Here is a 22,592-nt window from a genome sequence, read left to right as displayed (position 1 = left end):
AGTTGAAATCATGGCCCCAAGCGCCATGACAAGTGGGAATCATTGGACGAAGTCACTTTCCGACGCCCAGCCGGTCTCGTACTGGCTGGACGACCCCGGCAGGCCCCACCCCGAGCCCGCGCTCACCGGCGCCGAGACCTGCGACCTGCTGGTCGTCGGCGGCGGCTACAGCGGACTGTGGACCGCGCTGATCGCCAAGGAGCGCGACCCGGGGCGCGACGTGGTCCTCGTCGAAGGCCGTGAGGTGGGCTGGGCCGCCTCCGGCCGCAACGGCGGCTTCTGTGCCGCCTCCCTCACCCACGGCCTGGCCAACGGGCTCACCCGCTGGCCGGGCGAGATCAAGAAGCTGGAGAAGCTGGGCGCCCGCAACCTCGACGAGATCGAGGCGGCCGTCGCCCGCTACTCGTTGGACTGCGACTTCGAGCGCAGCGGCGAGATCGACGTGGCCACCGAGCCGCACCAGGCGGCCGAACTGCGCGAGTGGCACGAGGAGCTGGAGCGCGAGGGCCTCGCGGACGGCGTCGAGTTCCTGGACACCGACGCGGTACGGGAACAAGTCGACTCACCGACATTCCTCGGCGGGCTGCACGACCGCCGCGGAGTCGCCATGCTGCACCCCGCCAAGCTCGCCTGGGGCTTGAAGCGGGCCTGTCTGGAGCTCGGGGTGCGGCTGTACGAGCACACGCCCGCGCTGCAGTTGAAGCCGTACGGCGCCGGCATGGCCGTACGCACTCCGTACGGCTCGATCCGGGCCCGACGGGTCGCGCTCGGCACCAATATCTTCCCGAACCTGATCAAGCGGGTCCGCTCGTACACCGTTCCGGTCTACGACTACGCGCTGATGACCGAGCCGCTCACCGCCGACCAGTTGGCGTCCATCGGCTGGAAGAACCGCCAGGGCCTCGGGGATTCGGCGAACCAGTTCCACTACTTCCGGCTCTCCGCGGACAACCGGATCCTGTGGGGCGGCTACGACGCGATCTACCCGTACGGTGGCCGGGTGCGCGCCGAGTACGACGACCGTCCGGAGACGTACGCCAAACTCGCCGGGCATTTCTTCACCTGCTTCCCGCAGTTGGAGGGGCTCCGCTTCACCCACGCCTGGGGTGGGGCGATCGACACCTGCTCGCGGTTCTCGGCCTTCTTCGGCACCGCCCACCAGGGCAAGGTCGCCTATGCGGCGGGCTACACGGGCCTCGGTGTGGGCGCCACCCGGTTCGGCGCGGACGTGATGCTCGACCTGCTGGCGGGGGAGCGCACGGAGCGCACCGAGCTGGACATGGTCCGCAAGAAGCCGCTGCCGTTCCCGCCCGAGCCGTTCGCCTGGACCGGCATCACGCTCACCAAGTGGTCGCTGGCGCGGGCGGACTCGCACGGCGGCCGGCGCAATCTGTGGCTGAAGACGATGGACAAGCTGGGGCTCGGCTTCGACAGTTAGGGCCTGTCTTTCGGATAGCGCCGACTTCGGGGTGCGGCGCCTCACGACTGCCCTTGGCGATCTGGAAGCACACCTCCACCTGCCCTCGCGCCCCGCGGTCCCGCCGGCGTGAGGTAGCAGGGCATCAGCAGACGTCGCGCCCACGCACCGGTTGCCGGCCGCGTGGGCGCGCGTCGTCGCATGCGGCTTTCGCGGCGAACCCGGCCTTGAGAGCCACGGCCGTCGCCCCTTCGCGCCGCCCTGGCCTCTGGCGGCGGGCTGGGGAACTCCTTCCTCGCGCTGTGCGGGGCTCACCTGTCTCCCCAGATAGTATTGAATGATACAGTCGTGATCGTGACGAAGGTGGGCGCGTTGAAGTCGAGGGGAGATGGGTGATCTTGGACGTCCATGAGGCGGTGACGAGCCGACGGGCGGTGCGCGGATTCACCGACCGGCCTGTCCCGAGGGAGGTGCTGGAGCGCGTGCTGTCCGCCGCGGCGTGGTCGCCGTCCGGATCGAACCTCCAGCCGTGGCGCGCCTATGTGCAGACCCTCATGCTGCTGCTCCGCGCCGAAGGGCTGCACAGCTGACCGCAGATGGAGCGGTCGGTGTATCGCAAGACCGTCGCGGGGATCCTGTCGCCCCCGGACGACCTCATCCTCTTCCGTGGCATGTCGATCGGGTTAGAGGACGTCACGGTGGACTACGCCCGTACGGGCCGGGCGCCGCTCGACGCGACGGTCACGTTCGTCGACGGCTATTGACGCTGCCCGCTCTCAGCCCATCGAAGCGTCGTTTCTCACGGTTGACCGATGTGGAGGATGCGCGCTCCAAGGGGCGTGAACCGATCCTTCGGCCGGCGTCGGAGTCCAGTGTCGGGATCAAGCGGCGAGCGGGCGTTCCCGTCCGTCCGAATCCTCACGCGTCCGGCGCGGTCAGCCATGCGCTGATGCCGGCCATCGCGGCGGGGCCGGAGGTGGAGGCGACGTCCTGAACCAGATCGGCGATCGAGACGGCCCGCAGGGCCGCTCGCCAGGCCGCGTCCGCCCCGGTCATCGTGCGGGCGATCGGGCAGGGTGCGGTGCACGACTCGGCCGGGGTGGCCAGCGGGCCCCGCCGGCGGATCTCCGTGCAGGTGAACGCCTGGCCGGGGCCGTCGACCGCTTCGACCACATCGAGCACCGTGATCGAGGCGGGTTCCCGGGTGAGTACGTAGCCGCCCGCCTTGCCCTGTACCGAGCGCACCAGCCCGGCCCGGGAGAGCGCCTGCATCTGTTTGGCCAGATAGCTCGCCGAGACGTCGTGCAGCTCCGCCAGCTTGGTCGCGGGGACGGGCTCCTCGACCGATGTGAGCACGACGCAGCAATGCAGGGCCCACTCGACTCCGCCGGACATCTTCACCCGGTCACTTTAACCAGTCGGCTTGACTCGGACAATGAATGTCCGCGTATAGTCTCGGACAGAAAGTGTCCGAGTTAGCTGCATGCAACGCCCGCGAGGGGGTTATATGCCATATTGCGGACATATCATCCAACGAAAGGTGTGTCATGAAGTTCGCGGTCATCGGCGGTACCGGCCTGATCGGGTCGCAGGTCGTCAAGAATCTGAACGCCGCCGGACACGAGGCGGTACCGCACTCGCAGTCCACCGGAGTCGACGTCATCAGCGGCCAGGGACTGGACGAGGCGGTGGCGGGAGCCGACGTCGTCGTCAATCTGACGAACTCCCCGACCTTCGACGAAGCCTCCCCCGCCTTCTTCCAGACCTCGATGGACAACCTTCTGGCCGCGGCCCGGAAGGGCGGCGTCGGCCACTTCGTCATCCTGTCGATCGTCGGGACGGACCAGGTCCCGGAGCTGGACTACTACCGGGCCAAGGCGCTCCAGGAGAAGATCCTCGCGGCCGGACCGATCCCCTACTCGATCGTCCGCGCGACGCAGTTCATGGAGTTCATGGACGCCGTCCTGTCCTGGACCAGCGACGGCGATACCGTTCGCCTGCCCGCCACGCCGATCCAGCCGATCGCCGCCAAGGACGTCGCCGACGCAGTGACGGAAGTCGCCGCGGGCGCCCCGCTGAGGGGCATTCGCAACATCGGCGGCCCCGAGATCTTCGCCCTGGACGAGCTGGGCCGGATCACCCTGTCCCGCAAGGGCGACAACCGCACCGTCGTCACCGACCCCACCGCGGGCATGTTCGCCGTCGTCAAGGGCGACGTCCTCACCGACAAGGACGCCCACCTCGCCCCCACGCGCTACGCCGACTGGCTCTCCTGAACCGCTCGCGCCGTCTCGGGTGCGCGGACCGCACACAGGCGAACCCTGGCCCGTCGTGGGTGATGACAGGAACTCGGCACGGCGGCCAGGGGGCTGGTGGGGGCGCGTTGAAGCGTTCGCGATCATGTAGTGCGCGCCTCGCCCCGATCTGCGTACGCCCTGCGCGATCACCGTGACCCGATTCACCACCAACAAGTGGCCGGAACCCGCGTAATGCCCGGCCCGGACCTCCCTCTCCCTCGTGACGCGACCAGCGTCGACACGAGAAAGGGAGGTTCCGCCATGACAGGGGCCAAGGCGGCGGTCGAGTGGCTGGCATCCGTAGCTCCGGACCCCGAGGCCTGCCGGTGGGAGTGGGAGCGCAATCCACAGGGGCTCGCGCTGCTGCCGGCGGGCAAGGCCTGGGACGTACTCATCCTGCCGGGCCGGCTCGGCTGTCCAACCCTCGACGTGCTCTCCAGGGTGATCGACCAACCGGGGCCGGTGCTCGTCGACTTCGGCGACGCGCGGATGGGCTTCTTCGTGCCGGCGGGTACCGCGGCCGGCCGACTCGGCACGGGGGTGCGCACAGCGGGTCGCGGCACCTGGATCGTGGTGCCGTACCCGGGACGGTCGACCGGCGGGGTCCGCTGGCTGATACCGCCGGACGGCTCGGGCACGCTCACCGATCCGGCGCTGCTGGAACTGGCCATGCACGAGGCGGGGGCGGGTCTCGCCGGAGACGATGACCGACGGCCGTGAGGGGGGCGGCCCCTGGTAACTGTCGGGGGTCCTGCACGTACCAGAAGCGTTGTACTTGTCCGCGGTCTCGTACGTACCGGAGGCCTTGTATGTGCAGAGGTCTTGACAACAGAATTGGTCTGGACCAAGTTGGGCGCGCTCCACCCTCCTAATTCCCCCATGCCCGGAGGCAGTTGTGGATCGCACCGGACGCGCCGGACCGTTCCTGCGTCGCAGACTCATCGCCGTGTGCACGGCCACCGTCCTGGCCGTACCCGGCCTCGCCGCACTCTCGTCGGCCGCCCGTGCGGCCGACGCGGACCTCGCGAAGAACGGCGGGTTCGAGTCGGGCCTGGACGACTGGTCCTGTACGGCGGGCGGCACCGTCAATTCACCGGTACGGAGCGGAACTTCGGCGTTGCGGGCGACCCCGGCCGGCAGCGACTACGCGCAGTGCTCCCAGACGGTGACCGTCAAACCCGACTCCCAGTACACCCTCTCCGGATACGTCCGGGGCAGCTACGTCTACCTCGGCGCGAGCGGCACCGGCACCACCGACGTCTCCACCTGGACCCAGTCCGCGACCGACTGGCAGCAGCTCACCACCACCTTCCGCACGGGCGCGTCCACCACCAAGGTCACGATCTACACGCACGGCTGGTACGGCACCGGCACCTACTACGCCGACGACCTCTCCCTGGTCGGCCCCGGCGTCGACGCGGGTCAGCCGCCGACCGCGCCCACCGGTCTGACGGTCGGCACGGTCACGTCCTCGAGCGTCGCCCTGTCCTGGTCCGCGGTGACCGGCGCGACGGGTTACGCCGTCTACCGCGACGGCGTCAAAGTCCAGACGGCCGGCAGCACTTCGACGACCGTGAGCGGACTGTCCCCCTCGACGGCGTACTCCTTCCAGGTCGCCGCGACGAACGACGCGGGCGAGTCGGCGAAGTCGGCGACGGTGACCGCGACCACGTCCGCAGGCTCGGGCGGAGGCTCCTCGGACCTCCCCACCCACGCCCTCGTCGGCTACCTGCACGCGAGCTTCGCCAACGGCGCCGGCTACACCCGCATGGCCGACGTCCCCGACAGCTGGGACGTCATCGACCTGGCCTTCGGTGAGCCCACCTCCACCACTTCGGGCGACATCCGCTTCACCCGCTGCCCGGTCACCGAGTGCCCGACGGTCGAGAGCGACGCCGACTTCAAGGCGGCGATCAAGGCGAAGCAGGCGGCGGGCAAGAAGGTCCTGATCTCCATCGGCGGCCAGAACGGGCAGGTGCAGCTCACGACGACGGCGGCGAGGGACACGTTCGTGTCGTCCGTCTCGAAGATCATCGACATCTACGGCCTGGACGGCCTGGACATCGACTTCGAGGGCCACTCGCTCTCGCTCGACGCCAGTGACACGAACTTCAAGAGCCCGACCACGCCGGTGATCGTCAACCTCATCTCGGCGCTGAAGACGCTGAAGGCCAAGTACGGCTCGAAGTTCGTCCTGAGCATGGCCCCGGAGACCTTCTTCGTCCAACTCGGCTACCAGTACTACGGCACCGGCAAATGGGGCGGCCAGGACCCGCGCGCCGGCGCCTACCTCCCCGTCATCCACGCCCTGCGCGACGACCTGACGCTGCTGCACGTCCAGGACTACAACTCCGGCTCGATCATGGGCCTCGACAACCAGTACCACTCCATGGGCGGCGCCGACTTCCACATCGCCATGACCGACATGCTCCTCACCGGCTTCCCGGTCGCCGGCGACGCGAACAACGTCTTCCCGCCCCTGCGCCCCGACCAGATCGCCATCGGCATGCCCGCCTCGACGAACGCCGGCAACGGCTACGTATCACCGACGGAGGTGAACAAGGCCCTCGACTGCCTCACCAAGAGGACCAACTGCGGCTCGTACGCCACCCACGGCACCTGGCCGGCCCTGCGCGGCCTGATGACGTGGTCGATCAACTGGGACCGGTACGGGAGTGGGGAGTTCTCGAAGAACTTCGACGGGTACTTCGGCTGAGGAAGAGCCACAGGGCGGACAGCAGCACCGCGCAGAGGCACCAACTGGCCACGACGTCCAGTGGCCAGTGGTAGCCGCGGCGTACCAGCCCGCAGGCGACGGCGAGGTTGAGGCCGAGGCAGACGATGACCAGCGTGCGGCGGGCGGGGGAGGTGCGTAGCCAGGGGAGGAGGAGCAGGGTCGCGCTGCCGTACGCGATGGCGGCGGTGGCGGTGTGGCCCGAGGGATAGAAGCCCGTGCCCGGGCCCATGACCGGGGGGCCGGGGCGGGCGGTCAGTTCCTTGAAGGGGACGACCAGGGCCGGGACCGCTGTCATGAGGACGGCTGCTGCGGTCGGTTCCAGCCACCATCGGTGGATTTTGGCGGCGCGGGCGCGCGAGGCGACGTAGACGAGGACGACGGCGAGGATCGGGACGGCGACCGTGATGCTGCCGAGGTCGGCCAGGAGTTCCGAGGGGCGGTCCGGGTGGACCAGGGAGCCGCTGAGGCGTTCGTCCGCGCGGGCGAGGGGGCCGTGGGCCGCGACCTGCCAGGTGATCAGCGCGAGGAGAAGGGCCGGGAGGCCGAGGAGGAAGGTCGGCCGCCCCGGAACAGGGGGGGTAGTTCCGAGGCGGCCGTCCAGACCGGAATGCCGCGCGCCCCGGGGGGTTTGGGGCGGGCGACTGTCCGATCGGTGAGGAGATCCGGAGCCGGAAGCTCCGGGTGTGTGCGCGAGGGCACGACCAGGGCGAAGCTGGGGAGGCCTCGACCCGGTGTCACCCACAGTCCCCTGTGGGCGGGGTGTATCTCTCATCTGGGTAGAACCTACGGCAGGGGGTGCGGCTCCGACAGACGGAATCGCGTCCCGTCATGCACCTCGCACACGTTCTTCACACGCTCTGACGTCGCCCGCCCCAGCACCGGAATCAAGCGGAATCGCCGTGGGCGTCGGCCGGTTCGCGGTGCTGGGGCGGGTGGGGCGTCAGATGCGGGCGAAGGCCTGCTCGATGATGTCGAGACCCTCGTTCAGGAGGTCCTCGCCGATGACCAGCGGGGGCAGGAAACGGAGGACGTTGCCGTAGGTGCCACAGGTCAGGACCAGCAGGCCCTCCTGGTGGCAGGCCTTGGCCAGCGCGGCGGTCGCCTCGGGGTTCGGCTCCTTGGTCGCGCGGTCCTTGACCAGCTCGATGGCGATCATGGCCCCACGGCCGCGGACGTCACCGATGATGTCGAACTTCTCGGCCATCGCGCCCAGCCGGGACTTCATGGTCGCCTCGATGTTCTTCGCCTTGGCGTTGAGGTCGAGCTCCTTCATGGTCTCGATCGCACCGAGCGCACCGGCGCAGGCCACCGGGTTGCCGCCGTAGGTGCCGCCCAGGCCGCCCGCGTGCGCGGCGTCCATGATCTCGGCGCGGCCGGTGACGGCGGCGAGCGGCAGACCGCCCGCGATGCCCTTGGCGGTGGTGATCAGGTCCGGGACGATACCCTCGTCCTCGCAGGCGAACCACTGGCCGGTGCGGCAGAAGCCGGACTGGATCTCGTCCGCGACGAAGACGATGCCGTTGTCCTTGGCGAACTTGCTGATGGCCGGAAGGAAGCCCTTCGCCGGCTCGATGAAGCCGCCCTCGCCGAGAACCGGCTCGATGATGATCGCGGCGACGTTGTCGGCGCCGATCTGCTTGTTGATCATGTCGATGGCCTGGGCGGACGCCTCGGCGCCGGCGTTCTCCGGGCCGGTCAGCCAGCGGTAGCCGTACGCCACCGGCACGCGATAGACCTCGGGCGCGAACGGACCGAAACCGTTCTTGTACGGCATGTTCTTGGAGGTCAGCGCCATCGTCAGGTTCGTGCGGCCGTGGTAGCCGTGGTCGAAGACGACGACGGCCTGGCGCTTGGTGTACGCACGCGCGATCTTGACGGCGTTCTCGACGGCCTCGGCGCCGGAGTTGAAGAGCGCGGACTTCTTGGCGTGGTCACCCGGCGTGAGCTCGGCCAGCGCCTCGGCGACGGCCACGTAGCCCTCGTACGGCGTGACCATGAAACAGGTGTGGGTGAAGTCCTGCAGCTGGGCGGAGGCCCGGCGCACGACGGCCTCGGCGCTCGCGCCGACGCTGGTCACGGCGATGCCGGAGCCGAAGTCGATCAGGCGGTTCCCGTCGACGTCCTCGATGATGCCGCCGCCGGCGCGCGTGGTGAAGACAGGGAGCACCGAGCCCACACCGGCCGCGACCGCGGCGGTACGGCGGGCCTGCAGCTCCTGCGACTTCGGGCCGGGGATGGCGGTGACGACGCGGCGCTCCTGCGGAAGTGCGGTCATGAGGGGCTCCCTGATGATCTTGCGAACCGGAGGGTTCCGGCGAGCCGGTTGTTCCGGCCGACCGGGGTGTTCCGGGCGGGTGTTTTTCGGACGCTTTCTTCTTTCTTCGCAGGCTAGGGCCGGGGATGGGGGGTGGGCATGCTCCATGTGGGCGTTGTCAGGCACTTCGGTTGTCCGTGGTGGACATAGCGACGGCCACGGACCGGGCGCCGCCGGGGTCGGAGACGACGCGGCGCTGGTGCGGGTGCCCGGCCATCCCCAGCCAGGTGTTGCTCCCCTTGACGTACGACCGGAACGGGTGCGGCGTGAGGACCCTGCCCTCGACGGTCGGCAGTTGTGTCCTGCCGCGGTTGCGGATCTCGCAGTCGCCGAGTCGCCACCGGTTCACCGAGAGCGTGCGGGTCATCCGGCGGGCGGCGATGACCACGTAGAGGTGCGCGGGCGGGAGGATCACTTCGAGGATCATGCCCGTGACGATCAGCCCGACCCTGGCGCGGTGGTCGGTGACGACAGCGGGAACCAGGCCCCGACCCGGCCGATCGGTGTGAGCGCGCATCCCGCCGGATCCCGCCGCCGGGCCCGGCGCGTCGCCGGGTCGTCCCACGCCACGCGGTCTCGCGGCGCGTCGGGCTCGCCGAATCCCCGTGGTCGAAGGCCCGTTGGCCGGTCACCGGAGTCTCCTGTTCCCTACGGTGCGTCAGATCACCATGACGTAGGACCGGAAGACAGTATCCGGAGTGCGCCGGTCCGTTCGCTTTGGGGAGATCAAGCGCCGGCGCATCGGCCCAGGCCCGGCCGGGTAAGCGGTGAACTCGCCCCGCGGGGCACTAGATTGACTCGCGGACGACGCACGGAGCGGCTGGTCAGGGGGCAAGGGCGATGGACAGCGACGGGACGCAGGACGCGCGGGGCACGCATGCCAATTCTGTGCCGCGTCCGGCGGGGCCGCCGGACGCGCCGGTGACACCGCCGGAGGTGCCTGCCGCGCCGCCACGGCCCGCGCGGGCCCCCGGGGTGCCACCGTTGCCGGACGGCTCCGCCTTCCTCGCGTGGGTGCGAGCGCCCCGGCCCGAGGCGGCGCCCGGGGTGTGGCGGTTCGGGCACCGGCCGCGACCGGAGGAGGAGCCGGCGCAGATTCCGGCGCGGCAGCTGCTGAGCGGGGCCGTGATCGCCTTCTTGGTGGGGTGGCTGATCTGGTCGCTGCTCTGGAACGGATATCTGGGCGGCTGGTGGGTCCTGCCGCTGGAGTTGTTCACCCCCGACTCCTGGCGGCACAGCGGCGATCGCGTCGGAAACGCGTTCCTCTGGTACGGCTACTACACGCTCATCGCCTTCGTCATCATGATCGGCGTCGGCCGGCTCGGCCGATGGGGTGAGGTGTGGCGGCGCTACGGGCTGCCCGCCTGGCAGCGTGCCGCCCCCGCGAGCGAGCGGCCGCCCGCGCCCGAGGATGACCCCGCCCAGTGGAACCAGCTCCGCGCCGCCGGAGCCGGTGACGCCGCCGAACGGCTCGCCGCCGAGGCCCGCGCCGGGCTGATGCGGGACGTCGACCACGCCCGGATCGCCCGCGCCTGGCAGGGCGTACGCAGCGGGCGGCACAGCCTCGCCACGTTCACGGGCGCGGTGCTCAAGGACGGGGCCGCCGCCTGTCTGCATCCTTCCGGCGACCGCGATCTGCCGGGTCGGCTCGCGCGGCACGACCTCGTGACCGGGCAGGTCCGGCTCGGGACGACCGCCGATGACCCACGCAATCCGTACGCCTACCGCGGCACCGGACTCGCCCTCGGTCCCGATCTGCTGGGCACGTCGTTGCTCGCCGTCGGCCCCGCCGGGACCGGAAAGACCGGAGGTGTCGTCTGGCCGCTCGCCGAATCGCTCTGCCTGCACGCGCTCGCCGGGCGGGCCGCGGTCGTCGTGGTGGGTGCCGCGGGCGCCGGGCTCGGGCCCGCCGACGCGTATGACGTCGTCGTACGGATCGGGAATCCCGAGTCCGTGTACGACCTCGACCTGTACGGCGGGACGACCGACCCCGACGAGGCCGCGGCCGTGCTGGCCGAGGCGCTCGTCGGGGATCTCGCCGATCCGCATCCCGGAGGCGACAGTCGCCGGTCGACCACCGTACTCGCCCAGCTGCTGGGGCCCTTCCAGGCCGTCCACGGCCGGTTCCCGTCGGTGCCGGAACTGCGCCGGCTCCTCGACGGCACTCCCGGACCGCTCGGCGCGCTGCGCAAGGCCCTGGAGGACACCGGGCAGGAGTCGCTGCTGCGGGAACTGGACGCGCGCGAGCGGCAGTCGGGGCACCCGGGCGATGTCGGGGGAGTGCTCGCGGATCGGGTCGCCCTGCTCGACCGGCCCGCGTTCGCGGGGTTCTTCGACACGTCCGGGCAGTCCCGGCCCTTCTCGCTGCGCGCGCTCGACCACCCCGTGCGCGTACGGATCGATGTGCCCGCGCGTGGGCATGCCGACGCCTCGCGGATCCTGGCGCGGCTGGTGCTCGCGCAGTTCACGGCGAGTGTCGCGGTGCGCGAGGACCGGTCGCTGTTCGCCTGTCTGGTGCTCGACGACGCGACGGGGGTGGTCACACCCGAGGCCGTTCGCGGGATTCAGCGACTGCGGTCGGGCAACGCGGGGGCCGTGCTGACGCTGCGCACGCTCGACGACGTGCCGCGACCGCTGCGCAGCCCGCTGCTGGGCGCGATCGGCTGCCGGATGGCGTTGTCGGGGCTCACCCCCTGGGACGGGCAGGACTTCGCCGAGGTCTGGGGCAAGGAGTGGACCGAGGCGCGGGACGTCACCGACCGGCAGATCATCGCCGAGACCCCGGCGGGCAAGGCGGTGCACATGCTGCGGCGGGTGATCACCGGCCACGCGCCGACCGCCCGGGCCGTCACCGTGCGGCAGGTCGAGCGGGAGCGCTGGTCCGCGTCCGAACTGGCACACGGGGTACCGCCGGGGCACGCGGTGCTGTCGCTGACCAATGTGAAGGGGGAGCACGCGCCGCCGTTGCTGGTGGATCTGCGGAGCTGAGGGTGATGTGTGGATCTGTGCGGCTGAGCAGGACGTATGGACATCAGGGCACATGGTGACCGTACGGTGAGGCAGAATCGACACAGGCCGTTCATACGTGGCGGCCAAAAGATCACAAAGATCACACAGACCTGAAGGCCTCATGCCCCCCACGCTCGCCTCGCTCGTCCACCACTCCGCGCTCAAGCTCACGGTGCGCGCGGGCGAGGACCGCCTGGACGTGCCCGTCCGCTGGGCGCATGCCAGCGAGCTCGCCGACCCCGTGCCGTACATGGAGGGCGGGGAGCTGCTGCTGATCACCGCGCTCCAGCTGGACGCGGAGGACCCCGAGGTCATGCGGCGCTATGTGAAGCGCCTGGTGGGAGCCGGGGTGGTCGGGCTCGGTTTCGCGGTCGGGGTCAACTATGACGAGATCCCCAAGGCGCTCGTCGACGCGGCGGCGGAGGAGGGGCTGCCGCTCCTCGAAGTGCCCCGGCGTACGCCCTTCCTCGCCATCAGCAAGGCAGTGTCCGCCGCCATCGCGGCGGATCAGTACCGGGCGGTCACGGCCGGCTTCGCCGCGCAGCGCGAGCTGACCAAGCGGGCGCTGAACGACGGGCCCGAGGGGCTGCTCGCCGCGCTCGCCGGGCAGGTCGACGGATGGGCGGCGCTGTACGACGCGTCCGGCGACGTTGTCGCCTCCGCGCCCGAGTGGGCGGGGCGCCGGGCCGCGCGCCTCACGCCGGACGTGGAGCGGCTGCGGGAGCGGCCCGCGCCGGCCAGCTCCGTCGTCGGTGGCGAGGACCGGGAAGACCGCGTGGAACTGCACTCCCTCGGTACCGGGCGGCGGCCGCGTGCCGCGCTCGCCGTGGGGACGGCGGCCGCGCTCGGGACCGCCGAGCGGTACGCCGTGCACTCGGCGATCGCCCTGCTGACGCTCACCACCGAACGGTCGCGGTCGCTGCACGCGGCCGAGCAGCGGATCGGCGCGGCCGTACTGCGCATGCTGCTCGCGGGCGAGCCCGACCATGCCCGGGCCGTCGCCGGGGACCTGTACGGCGCGCTGCTCGACGCGCCCTTCCGGCTGATCCTCGCCGAGTCGGCGTCCGCGTCGGCCGCGCGGGCACATGCGGACGGCCACGCGCGCGTGGCCACGGCGGCGCCCTCGGCCGCCGCTGCAGCCGTGCCCGACACCAACGGCGACCCGCTCGGCGGGCTGGCCGAGGTCGTGGAGTCCGCGGCCGCCCGATCCGGTGAGTCGGTGCTGGTCGTGCCCGAGGGGGAGCGGCTGGTCGTGCTCGCGGTGGACGGCGGGGCGGCGGTCGCCGCGTGCGGGGAGTACGCGGTGGCCCTGGAGGCCGCGCGGGCTGCCGTACGGGAGCAGCCCGCCGGTGACGAGGACGAGCTGGTGGTCGGGCTGTCGGCGCCCGCGGGGCCGATCGCCGCGGGCGCCGCCTACAAGCAGGCCGAGCAGGCGTTGTCCGTCGCGCGGCGGCGCGGGCGTTTCCTCGTGGAGCACGAGGAGCTTGCGGCCGGCTCGGTGCTGCCGCTGCTGGCCGATGACGCGGTGCGGGCGTTCGCGGACGGGTTGCTGCGGGCGTTGCACGAGCACGACGCGACCGGACGGGGAGATCTGGTGGCCTCGCTGCGGGCGTGGTTGTCGCGGCATGGGCAGTGGGACGCGGCGGCTGCGGATTTGGGTGTGCACCGGCACACGTTGCGGTACCGCATGCGGCGGGTCGAGGAGATCCTCGGGCGGTCGCTGGACGATCCGGATGTGCGGATGGAGCTCTGGCTGGCGTTGAAGGCGACGGCGGGGACGGGGGAGTAGGGGGTTTTCGCCCCCTTCGCCCCTACCCGTCCCGCATCTGGGGGCTCCGCCCCCAGGCCCCCGGGGGTCGCCTTTTGGCTGCGGGTGGGCGGGGGGCTGGTCGCGCAGTTCCCCGCGCCCCTGGCGAGACCCCCCGTGGCTGCGGGTTGGTGGGGGCTGGTCGCGGCGGCTCCTCGCCTCCGGCGTCCCTGCCAAAGCGGCGCACCCACCACCCCGACTGCTACGACTCGGACAAACGACCCTTCGTCGCCCCGGCCCTACCGTGGAACAGGAAACCCCAGAACAACACCCCCAACGCGGAAGGGCCGGGACTCGCACATGACTTCCACCCACGCTTTCTGGCTCGCCGGCCGCCAGGCCACCGGTGAGACCACCTTCGACGTCACCTCCCCGTGGGACGGTCGGGTCGTCGGCAAGGTCAGTGTCCCGACCGAGGCGCAGGTCGAGGAGGCCGTGGCCGCCGCGTACGCCGTGCGGGACGAGTTCGCCGCCACCCCGGCCCACGTACGTGCCGCCGCCCTCGACCACGTGTCGCGCCGCCTCGTCGAGCGCACCGAGGAGATCGCGCAGCTCATCTCCGCCGAGAACGGCAAGCCGATCAAGTGGGCCCGCGGCGAGGTCGGCCGTGCGGTGTCGGTGTTCCGGTTCGCCGCCGAGGAAGCCCGCCGCTTCAACGGGGGCGAGGCGCAGCGCCTGGACACCGACCTGGGTGGTCAGGGGCGGCTCGCCGTCACCCGTCGGTTCCCCAAGGGTGTCGTGCTGGGCATCGCGCCGTTCAACTTCCCGCTGAACCTGTGCGCCCACAAGATCGCCCCGGCCATCGCCGCCGGCGCGCCGATCATCCTGAAGCCCGCGCCGGCGACCCCGTTGTCCGGCCTCATCATCGGCGACCTGCTCGCCGAGACCGAGCTGCCCGCCGGTTCGTGGAGCATCCTGCCCGTCTCCAACGAGCGGATGCCCGCCCTGGTGCAGGACGAGCGCCTGCCCGTCATCTCCTTCACCGGGTCCGAGAAGGTCGGTTACGCGATCATGGACTCGGTGCCGCGCAAGCACTGCACCCTGGAGCTGGGCGGCAACGGCGCGGCCGTCGTGCTCGCCGACTGGGCGAGTGACGAGGACCTGGACTGGGCCGCCACCCGCATCGCGACCTTCTCCAACTACCAGGGCGGCCAGTCCTGCATCTCCGTGCAGCGCGTGATCGCCGACGCGTCCGTGTACGAGCGGCTGCTGCCCCGTGTCGTCGCCGCCGTCGAGGCCCAGGTCACCGGTGACCCGTCCGACGACAAGACGGATGTCGGCCCGCTGGTCAGCGAGGACGCCGCCAAGCGCGTGGAGTCCTGGGTCGACGAGGCCGTGCAGGCCGGTGCCACGCTCCTTGCCGGTGGCAAGCGCGACGGCGCCTCCTACGCGCCGACCGTCCTCGCCGACGTGCCGGCCGACGTGACCATCTCCTGCGAGGAGGTCTTCGGACCCGTCCTCACCGTGCAGAAGGTGGAGGGGGAGGCCGCGGCCTTCGCCGCCGCCAACGACTCCAAGTACGGGCTCCAGGCCGGTGTGTTCACCCACGACCTGCAGACCGCCTTCCGCGCCCACCGTGCGCTCGAGGTCGGCGGCGTCGTGGTCGGTGACGTGCCGTCCTACCGCGCCGACCAGATGCCGTACGGCGGTGTGAAGCAGTCCGGTGTCGGCCGCGAGGGCGTGAAGTTCGCGATGGACGACTACACCTACGAGCGGGTGCTGGTGCTGACGGGCCTCGCCCTCTGACCGGACCCCGCAACAAGCCGACGGCCGGAGCCCGCTGTGCGGGGGCTCCGGCCGTCGGCTTGTGAGGAAACGACGACACAGAGTAGCTAACGATAATCGTTTTCAGATACTGTCCCGGTGAAGAGGCCCGGCGCCGATGCCTTCCGGTGCCGGGCCCCTGCGTCAGCCCCTCCGGACCCTCAACCGGAGAAGCCGACGCGCGCGAGCCGCAACGGGCCGCGCAGCCCGAGGTGTACGTCGTGCACACCGACGGCGGCGATCTCGGCGCCGAGGGTGGTGTAGTCGTACGGTCCCTTTGTCGCGCTCAGGGTCAGTGCGGCGGTCAACGGGCCCCCGTCCAGGGAGAGTTCCACGGTGCCGCCGCCCGCCACCTCGACGGTGAACGACGTGATGCCGTCGTCGCCGAAGTCGCAGTTCCGGAAGACGAGTTCGCCCGCCCCGCCGTCCACGGGTGTCACCGCGTCGCCCGCCACCTTCGTTCGGTCGACGAGGGCGATGTTCCGCTGCTCGTCGAAGTCGGCGGCCCCCAGGCCGCGTTCGCGGACGGGGCGGGGCGCGCCGGGCTCGCCGTCGAGCTGAACCGTCGTACGCAGACGGACGTCCTCGCTGGACGCCCCGACGAGCACCTCGTACGCGCCCGGCTCCAGGCGCGGACGGCCGATCGCCACGTCCCAGAACTCGAACGCGGACAGCGGGAGTTCGAAGGTGAGGTCCGTCGAGGCGCCGGGGGCGAGGTGGACGCGGCGGTGTGCGGCCAGTTCGCGCCGGGGGCGCGGTACGGACGGGTCCACGGCGCGCGTGTAGAACTGCGCGACTTCGTCGGCGGCCACCTCGCCGGTGTTGGTGACGGTGAAGGAGACGGCCAGCGCGCCCAGGCGCCGGCGGACTTGGAGATCCGCGTAGGCGAACGACGCGTACGAAAGACCGTGCCCGAACGGGAACAGCGGCGTGCCCTCGAAGTACAGATACGTCTGGCGGCCGCCGATGACGTCGTAGTCGAGGAGGTCGGGCAGGTCGTCGTCGCAGGCGTACCAGGTCTGCGGGAGCCGGCCCGCGGGGGAGACGTCGCCGGCGAGTACGCGGGCCAGGGCGGTGCCCGCCGCCTGGCCGCCGTGAGCCGTCCAGAGGACGGCCGGAAGGTCGGCCGGGTCCACCGCGTAGGGGTACGCGGAGACCAGGGCCAGCGCCGTGTTCGGGTTCGCGGCGCGGGCGGCGCGCAGCAGGCGCTCCTGGTGCTCGGGCAGGCGCAGCGTCGTACGGTCCTGCGTCTCGCGGCCGTTGATGTGCGGGTCGTTGCCCGCGACGACGAGCACGACGTCGGCGGCGGCCGTCGCGCGGGCCACCGCGTCCTCGCCGCGCTCGGTGAACTCCAGCTCGAAGGTTTCCCGGTGCTCGGCGGCAACCTTCACGCCGTCGGTGGCGACAGAGACGTAACCACCCGTCCCCAGATGCTTCAGGAGGTGACCGTTCGCATGGGTGCCGGAGGCCTCGAGGCGGAACGTCTCCTGGACGACCCAGCCGCCGGGCTGATCGGCGGAGGCGCGGAGGTAGCCGTCCCCGGCGACCGAGAGGTAGCGGCCGTCGGGTGCACGCAGCGTCAGCACGCCCTCGCCCCAGTCGATCAGCGCGAGCTCGGTGCCGGTGGCGTCGGCGGTCAGCGGGGGCAGGTCGGTGCGGCCCGCGAGGAGCGCCGGGTCCAGCGTGCCCTCGGCGCCGCGCATGTCCTCGGCCACGCCGTCGGCGGCGGGCACCGACACGTAGGTGCCGCAGGAGGTCCTGAGGCGGACCCGGTCCACGCCCTCGACGAAGTCCACGCGCTCGGCGCCGAAGCGCTCGGACAGCCCCTCCAGGGGCGTCGAGCGGTGGATGAGGGTGCCGCTGTACCAGTCGAGCTTGCACTCGTCGGCGAGGAGGCCGACGACGGCGACCCGGACGTCGGGGCTCAGGGGCAGCAGGCCGTCGTTCTTGAGGAGCACGATCGCCTGCTCCGCCGCCTCCTGGGCGAGGGCGCGGTGGGCCGGGGTGTCGAAGTCCAGGACGCCGGCGTGCGGGTCCGACTGCGGGTCGAACTCGCCCAGTCGAAAGCGGATCGCCAGCTGGCGGCGGACCGCCGCGTCGATGTCGGCCTCGCTCAACAGGCCTTGGACCAGCGCCCCTCGGACCCGCTCGACGATCTTCGAGCTGTCCGTGCCGTGGTCGGTGAAGCTGTCGACCCCGGCGAGGATCGCGGCCGCGGTCGCCTCCTCGTGGGTGTCGAAGTAGTGCTCGGAGTCGACCAGGTTGGAGGGCGCGCCCGCGTCCGAGCAGACGAGGAGGTCCTGGTCCGTCCAGGTGCGCAGCTGCTCGCGCAGATACGGCGAGACGTGGTTGGGGCGGCCGTTGACCAGGTTGTACGCGGGCATCACGCCGGCCACCGCACCCGCCTCGACCGTCTCGCGGAAGGCGCGCAGGTCGTACTCGTGCAGGACGCGTGGCCGGACCGAGGAGGACGTCGTGTCGCGGTTCGTCTCGTTGTTGTGCGCGAGCCAGTGCTTGAGGACGGGCGCGGTGCGCCAGTAGTCCGGGTGGTCGCCGCACAGTCCCCGGGTGTACGCCGTGGCGATGGCGGAGGTGAGTTTCGGGTCCTCCGAGTAGCCCTCCTCATTGCGCCCCCAGAGGGGGTGGCGGAGGAGATTCACCGTGGGCGACCAGACGTTGAGGCCCACGCGGTCGTCGCGGGCGCGCATGGCGCGCGTCTCGGTCGACACGGCCTCGCCGATCCGGCGTACCAGGTCGTCGTTCCAGGTCGCGCCCAGGCCCACGGCCTGCGGGAACACGGTCGCCGGGCCCATCCAGGCCACGCCGTGCAGGGCTTCCTGACCGGTGCGGAAGGCCCTGACGTCGAGGCGCTCGACGGCGGGCGCGAACTGGTGCAGGAACGCGATCCGTTCGTCGAGTGTGAGCCGCGCCAGCAGGTCGTCGATGCGCTTCGCGAACGGCAGTCGCGGATCACGGAAAGGCGGCGTAGGCGGCGTTTGTGCGGTCACGTGGTGATCCCTTTGCGATGGAGCGACGGGGCGCTTTCGAAGCGCTTCGATGCTCATTCGACCAGGGGGTGGGTGTCAAGACATCCCGGCGCAACAACTGTGTTTCCTCACCGTGATTTCAAGTGCCAGGCGGAGCCGCTCCGTTACGTGATACCTCCGAGGAATCTTGGAATCGACTCTTGTGCACCCCCATGTGTTCACTTAACCTCGCAGCAACATCGAAGCGCTTCGACTGACGGACCGCCCTCCCCGGAGGACGCAATCCTCCGAGGACCGCTTCAGCTCAGCCAGTTCCACTCAAGACACCGCAGCCGACGGCTGAACCGCCGGGTGTCCTGCTGTGCGCCACGAAGGGTTGACGCAATGACGCCGAACTCCGCCACCTCCGCCCCCAGCCGGAGAAGCTTCCTCGCCTCCACGGCGGTCGCCGCCGCCGCGGTCGCCGGAGGGATGCCGCTGCTCGCCGCTTGCGGCGGCGGGAACGACGGCAACAAGGACGGCACCACCTCCGGGAAGGACGCGCAGAAGATCCTTCCGACCTTTGTGGCGTCGAGCGTCGTGACGCCCGACCTTCCGGCGAAGAACGGCTCGGCGGCGGGCTTCACCAAGGCGATCGCGGACGCCGACCTGAAGACCTCCGTCCCCAAGAAGCTCGGCAGCGGCGGCAAGATCAAGGTCATGGCGCCCCTGTGGGGCACCCCGCCGTCGAACGACAACGCGTACTACACGGCCATGAACGAGGCCGTCGGTGTCCAGGTCACCTGGCAGAACCAGGACGGCAACACCTACGACGAGAAGCTGGGCGCGATCCTCGCCTCCAGCGAGATCCCGGACGCGGTGGTCGTCCCCGGCTGGAACCTGATGGGCAAGATACCCAGCGCCATCAACGCCAAGTTCGCCGACCTCGGCCCCTACCTGTCCGGCGACAAGGTCAAGGATTACCCGAACCTGGCGGCTGTCCCCAGCGATGCCTGGCAGAGGGCCATCTTCGGCGGCCGGCTGCGAGCGATCCCGATGCCCGGCTCATACGTCACGGACATCGCGCCCTTCTACCGCAAGGACCTCTTCGAGAAGAAGGGATACGAAACCCCCAAGTCGCCGGCCGAGTTCCTGTCCTGGGCGAAGGAGGTCACCGACGCCAAGGCGAAGGTCTGGGCATGCGACGACCTCAAGTGGAGTGCCTTCAACTTCTTCGGCGTGCTGCCCGGCAGCGACAAGGCGTTGTGGTGGAACCTCGACGGCGGCAAGCTGATCAACCGCATCGAGACCGATGGGTACCTGGAAGCCCTGGAATGGACCCGCAAGCTGTATGCGGCCGGGGTGGTCCACCCCGACGCCAAGGCGGTCAAGGGCGACGCGGCCAACCGTTTCGGCGCGGGCCAGGTACTTGTGTTCAACGGCAACCTGTCCTACTGGTGGGGCAAGACGTCCGAACAGCGCACCCAGAAGCCCGACTTCGAGATGGCCGCGATGGACATCTTCGGTGCCGACGGCGGTGACCCCACCCTGTGGGCGGTCCAGCCCGCGAACATCTTCACCTTCGTCAGCAAGAAGGCCACCAAGCAGCAGATCAAGGACTTCCTCGCCCTGGCCAACTTCTGCGCCGCGCCCTACGGCACCAAGGAGCGCATGCTCACCGACTACGGCGTCGAGGGCACCGACTACACCGTGAAGAACGGCCTGCCCGCCAAAACCACCAAGGGTGTCAACGAGGTCAACGGCGCCTACGACTACACCGGCGACCCCGCCGCCTACGTCGCCCACCCCGACTTCCCCGACATCACCAAGCTGATGGTCGAGTGGCAGCAGCGCATGGGCGCCTTCACCAAGAAGTCCTCCTTCTACGGACTGACCGTCACCGAGCCCAACCGCTGGACCAACCTCGCCAACGACTTCGAGCAGCTCGAAGACGACATCGTGCGAGGTCGCAAGAAGATCAGCGACATGCAGCAGGCCGTCTCCGACTGGAAGAAGAAGGGTGGCGACGACCTGCGCGCCTGGTACAAGAAGCTGCTCGACGACAACGGCTCCACGGCCAAGTGACCCAGGGCTGAGGCAAGGAGAAGGCCGTGTCCCACAGCACGGTGCCTCGGAGCAGGGCCGAGGCGAAGACGAACGACGAGCAGACGGCCTTGGGGCCCGCCAAGAAGCGTGCGGCTTCGGGAAGGCGTGCGGGAAAGCGTGCGGGGAAGCTCAGCTTCCGGCTCCGGTTCAGACGCGACCGCACCCTGATCCTGATGACGCTGCCGGCGATCGCGCTGATCCTCGTCTTCACCTACATACCGGTTCTCGGCAACATCGTCGCCTTCCAGGACTACGACCCGTACTTGAGCGACAACGGCTTCGTCGCCATGTTCGAGAGTCCCTGGGTCGGCTTCGAGAACTTCCAGCGGATCTTCGAGGACTCGGCCTTCTGGCACGCGGTGCAGAACACCTTCGTGCTGTTCTTCCTCCAGCTGGTGTTGTACTTCCCGATCCCGATCGTGCTCGCGCTGCTGATCAACAGTGTGGTCAGACCCCGGGTCCGGGCGGTCGCCCAGGCGATCATGTACCTCCCGCACTTCTTCTCGTGGGTGCTCGTCGTCACCGTCTTCCAGCAGATCTTCGGTGGCGCGGGCATCATCGCGCAGACGCTGCGACAATACGGGCACAAGGGCATCGACCTGATGACCGATCCGGGAATCTTCAAGTTCCTGGTGACGGCCGAGGGCGTCTGGAAGGACGCGGGCTGGGGCATCATCGTCTTCCTCGCGGCCCTGTCCGCCGTCTCGAACGACCTGTACGAGGCCGCCGCGATGGACGGCGCCGGGCGCTGGCGGCGGATGTGGCACGTCACGCTGCCCGCGCTGCGTCCGGTGATCGCCCTGCTCCTGGTGCTCCGCGTCGGTGACGCCCTCACCGTCGGCTTCGAGCAACTGCTGCTCCAGCGCGACTCCGTGGGCCCCGGAGCCTCCGAAGTCCTCGACACCTACGTCTGGTGGAACGGCATCCGCAACCAGGACTTCGGTTACGCCGCCGCTGCCGGACTCATCAAGGGCATCGTCGGCCTGGGGCTCGTCCTGACCGCCAACAAGGTCGCCCACCTCATGGGTGAGCAGGGGGTGTACAAGAAATGACCGCCGTCATCGACAAGCCCGCCGCCGAGCTCTCCGGCACGCCGAGCCGATGGGCCGCGCCGCCCCGGCCGCCCTGGGAGGAGGAGCCGAGCAGGGCGGGCCTCGCGGGCAAGGGCCTCGCCCTCACCCTGGCCGCCTTCGCGATCCTCTTCCCGCTCTGGATCGTCATTGTCACCAGCCTCCAGTCGAGGAAGACCATCGACGCGGCCGGCGGCCTGGTGGTGATCCCCAAGGGCATCACCTTCGTCGCCTACAAGGAGCTGCTCACCGGCGGCCAGGTCCAGCGTGCCGCCATGGTCAGTCTGGGCGTGACGCTCGTCGGCACCCTGTTCAGCATGGCCGTCTCGGTCCTGTGCGCGTACGGCCTCTCGCGCATCGGATCGCTCGGACACCGCTGGCTGCTGATGCTGCTGCTCGCCACGATGTTCTTCGGCGCGGGCCTCATCCCGACGTATCTGCTGGTGCAGGCCCTCGGCCTCACGGACACCTACCTCGCGCTGATCCTCCCCAGCGCGGTGAGCGTCTTCAACATCCTGGTGCTGCGCTCGTTCTTCATGGGGATCTCACCCGAACTCATCGACAGCGCCCGCATCGACGGTGCGGGTGACTGGCGCATCCTGTGGAAGATCGTGATGCCGCTCTCCCGGGCCGTCCTCGCGGTGATCTCGCTCTTCTACGCGGTCGGTTACTGGAGCGCCTGGTTCAACGCCTCCATCTATCTCACCGACCAGGACATGATGCCGCTGCAGAACGTCATGATCCAGCTGGTGCAGAAGCAGGAGCGTCCCGTGGGCCTCGCGACCCAGATCAACACCGGGCAGTTGTCGCCGCTCGCCGTCCAGATGGCCGTGATGGTCATGGCGCTGCTGCCGGTCGCGATCCTCTCGCCGTTCGTCCAGCGGCACTTCAAGAAGGGCATGCTCACGGGCGCGGTCAAGGGCTGACGTGCGTCGGCCCTCTCTCCCCGGCCCTCTTTACTCCGCCGCGGCCGACCTGCTCCTGATCAGCGGTCGGCCGTGGCGGGCCCAGTGCTCCGCCGCGCGGCCGATTAGGAAGTCTGCGGGGCGTCCCCCGACTGCGGGTCCGTCGTGGCTGGTCGCGCAGTTCCCCGCGCCCCCCAAGA

At 70.3% G+C, this 22,592-nt stretch carries 15 protein-coding genes and 1 pseudogene; 11 read left to right on the top strand and 5 right to left on the bottom strand.

Annotated elements, in window-relative coordinates; all coding sequences use genetic code 11:
• Nucleotides 1-10: 10 nt before the first annotated feature.
• Together ACIBK0_RS40030 and ACIBK0_RS40025 are read left to right on the top strand one after the other, a co-directional pair.
• Entirely contained in the window at nt 11-1,438 is a 1,428-nt protein-coding gene (locus tag ACIBK0_RS40030; protein WP_399091381.1) for an NAD(P)/FAD-dependent oxidoreductase, read from the top strand.
• A 377-nt stretch (nt 1,439-1,815) separates the two neighbouring features.
• A pseudogene (locus ACIBK0_RS40025) lies at nt 1,816-2,181 on the top strand (nitroreductase family protein).
• A 154-nt stretch (nt 2,182-2,335) separates the two neighbouring features.
• Here the strand turns inward: ACIBK0_RS40025 and ACIBK0_RS40020 are convergent.
• Nucleotides 2,336-2,812, bottom strand: coding sequence for an RrF2 family transcriptional regulator (locus ACIBK0_RS40020; RefSeq protein WP_399091459.1), 477 nt, complete (start codon nt 2,810-2,812; stop codon nt 2,336-2,338).
• Between the two features lie 152 nt (nt 2,813-2,964).
• On the opposite strand from ACIBK0_RS40020, the gene ACIBK0_RS40015 reads away from it, so the two are divergent.
• The 3 genes from ACIBK0_RS40015 to ACIBK0_RS40005 all read left to right on the top strand — a co-directional run bounded on the left by ACIBK0_RS40015 (nt 2,965) and on the right by ACIBK0_RS40005 (nt 6,430).
• Complete coding sequence (locus tag ACIBK0_RS40015; protein WP_399091378.1) at nt 2,965-3,693, top strand: SDR family oxidoreductase; 729 nt, start codon at nt 2,965-2,967, stop codon at nt 3,691-3,693.
• Nucleotides 3,694-3,975: 282 nt separating this feature from the next.
• Nucleotides 3,976-4,434 carry a hypothetical protein gene (locus tag ACIBK0_RS40010; protein WP_399091375.1) on the top strand — a complete coding sequence of 153 codons (459 nt, stop codon included), beginning with the start codon at nt 3,976-3,978 and terminating at the stop codon, nt 4,432-4,434.
• Between the two features lie 175 nt (nt 4,435-4,609).
• Nucleotides 4,610-6,430, top strand: a complete 1,821-nt coding sequence (locus tag ACIBK0_RS40005) for a chitinase (RefSeq protein WP_399091372.1) — start codon at nt 4,610-4,612, stop codon at nt 6,428-6,430.
• Here the strand turns inward: ACIBK0_RS40005 and ACIBK0_RS40000 are convergent.
• The 3 genes from ACIBK0_RS40000 to ACIBK0_RS39990 form a co-directional block, all read right to left on the bottom strand.
• Nucleotides 6,369-7,223: a phosphatase PAP2 family protein gene (locus tag ACIBK0_RS40000; RefSeq protein ID WP_399091369.1), complete on the bottom strand. Its 855-nt coding sequence runs from the start codon at nt 7,221-7,223 to the stop codon at nt 6,369-6,371. The genes ACIBK0_RS40005 and ACIBK0_RS40000 overlap by 62 nt on opposite strands.
• Before the next feature lie 168 nt (nt 7,224-7,391).
• The gene (gabT, locus tag ACIBK0_RS39995; protein ID WP_399091366.1) at nt 7,392-8,726 is read right to left on the bottom strand and encodes a 4-aminobutyrate--2-oxoglutarate transaminase; all 1,335 of its coding nucleotides are present in this window, start codon (nt 8,724-8,726) and stop codon (nt 7,392-7,394) included.
• A gap of 157 nt (nt 8,727-8,883) precedes the next feature.
• Complete coding sequence (locus ACIBK0_RS39990) at nt 8,884-9,282, bottom strand: hypothetical protein (protein WP_399091363.1); 399 nt, start codon at nt 9,280-9,282, stop codon at nt 8,884-8,886.
• A gap of 323 nt (nt 9,283-9,605) precedes the next feature.
• Between ACIBK0_RS39990 and ACIBK0_RS39985 the strand changes: the two genes are divergently transcribed.
• The 3 genes from ACIBK0_RS39985 (at nt 9,606) to ACIBK0_RS39975 (ending at nt 15,327) form a co-directional block, all read left to right on the top strand.
• A complete protein-coding gene (locus tag ACIBK0_RS39985; protein WP_399091360.1) occupies nt 9,606-11,753 on the top strand; it encodes an ATP-binding protein in 2,148 nt (715 codons plus the stop codon).
• Nucleotides 11,754-11,895: 142 nt separating this feature from the next.
• Nucleotides 11,896-13,563: a PucR family transcriptional regulator gene (locus ACIBK0_RS39980; protein WP_399091357.1), complete on the top strand. Its 1,668-nt coding sequence runs from the start codon at nt 11,896-11,898 to the stop codon at nt 13,561-13,563.
• A gap of 318 nt (nt 13,564-13,881) precedes the next feature.
• A complete protein-coding gene (locus ACIBK0_RS39975; protein WP_399091354.1) occupies nt 13,882-15,327 on the top strand; it encodes an aldehyde dehydrogenase family protein in 1,446 nt (481 codons plus the stop codon).
• A 179-nt stretch (nt 15,328-15,506) separates the two neighbouring features.
• Here the strand turns inward: ACIBK0_RS39975 and ACIBK0_RS39970 are convergent, their stop codons facing one another.
• The gene (locus ACIBK0_RS39970; RefSeq protein WP_399091351.1) at nt 15,507-18,353 is read right to left on the bottom strand and encodes a glycoside hydrolase family 3 C-terminal domain-containing protein; all 2,847 of its coding nucleotides are present in this window, start codon (nt 18,351-18,353) and stop codon (nt 15,507-15,509) included.
• A gap of 363 nt (nt 18,354-18,716) precedes the next feature.
• Here ACIBK0_RS39970 and ACIBK0_RS39965 point away from each other — a divergent pair, with 363 nt between their 5' ends.
• From ACIBK0_RS39965 to ACIBK0_RS39955, 3 genes are read left to right on the top strand one after another with little or no spacing between them, the layout of a single operon-like run.
• Nucleotides 18,717-20,396, top strand: a complete 1,680-nt coding sequence (locus ACIBK0_RS39965) for an extracellular solute-binding protein (RefSeq protein ID WP_399091348.1) — start codon at nt 18,717-18,719, stop codon at nt 20,394-20,396.
• 26 nt (nt 20,397-20,422) lie between these two features.
• Entirely contained in the window at nt 20,423-21,469 is a 1,047-nt protein-coding gene (locus ACIBK0_RS39960) for an ABC transporter permease (protein ID WP_399091345.1), read from the top strand.
• Complete coding sequence (locus tag ACIBK0_RS39955) at nt 21,466-22,413, top strand: carbohydrate ABC transporter permease (RefSeq protein WP_399091342.1); 948 nt, start codon at nt 21,466-21,468, stop codon at nt 22,411-22,413. Before ACIBK0_RS39960 ends, ACIBK0_RS39955 begins: the two co-directional genes overlap by 4 nt.
• Nucleotides 22,414-22,592 lie beyond the last annotated feature (179 nt).

It is taken from the genome of Streptomyces sp. NPDC050564 (genome assembly GCF_044457265.1).
Taxonomy (GTDB): Bacteria; Actinomycetota; Actinomycetes; order Streptomycetales; family Streptomycetaceae; genus Streptomyces.
The sequence above is the reverse complement of the archived record's forward strand: the minus strand, read 5'-3'. Positions and strand labels throughout refer to the sequence as shown.

Excerpts from the sequence above, each read along its gene's own strand:
- ACIBK0_RS40030 (WP_399091381.1), top strand. The coding sequence starts at position 11 with ATGGCCCCAAGCGCCATGACAAGTGGGAATCATTGGACGAAGTCACTT.
- ACIBK0_RS40020 (WP_399091459.1), bottom strand. The coding sequence starts at position 2,812 with ATGTCCGGCGGAGTCGAGTGGGCCCTGCATTGCTGCGTCGTGCTCACA.
- ACIBK0_RS40015 (WP_399091378.1), top strand. The coding sequence starts at position 2,965 with ATGAAGTTCGCGGTCATCGGCGGTACCGGCCTGATCGGGTCGCAGGTC.
- ACIBK0_RS40010 (WP_399091375.1), top strand. The coding sequence starts at position 3,976 with ATGACAGGGGCCAAGGCGGCGGTCGAGTGGCTGGCATCCGTAGCTCCG.
- ACIBK0_RS40000 (WP_399091369.1), bottom strand. The coding sequence starts at position 7,223 with ATGAGAGATACACCCCGCCCACAGGGGACTGTGGGTGACACCGGGTCG.
- gabT (WP_399091366.1), bottom strand. The coding sequence starts at position 8,726 with ATGACCGCACTTCCGCAGGAGCGCCGCGTCGTCACCGCCATCCCCGGC.
- ACIBK0_RS39990 (WP_399091363.1), bottom strand. The coding sequence starts at position 9,282 with ATGCGCGCTCACACCGATCGGCCGGGTCGGGGCCTGGTTCCCGCTGTC.
- ACIBK0_RS39985 (WP_399091360.1), top strand. The coding sequence starts at position 9,606 with ATGGACAGCGACGGGACGCAGGACGCGCGGGGCACGCATGCCAATTCT.
- ACIBK0_RS39980 (WP_399091357.1), top strand. The coding sequence starts at position 11,896 with ATGCCCCCCACGCTCGCCTCGCTCGTCCACCACTCCGCGCTCAAGCTC.
- ACIBK0_RS39975 (WP_399091354.1), top strand. The coding sequence starts at position 13,882 with ATGACTTCCACCCACGCTTTCTGGCTCGCCGGCCGCCAGGCCACCGGT.
- ACIBK0_RS39965 (WP_399091348.1), top strand. The coding sequence starts at position 18,717 with ATGACGCCGAACTCCGCCACCTCCGCCCCCAGCCGGAGAAGCTTCCTC.
- ACIBK0_RS39955 (WP_399091342.1), top strand. The coding sequence starts at position 21,466 with ATGACCGCCGTCATCGACAAGCCCGCCGCCGAGCTCTCCGGCACGCCG.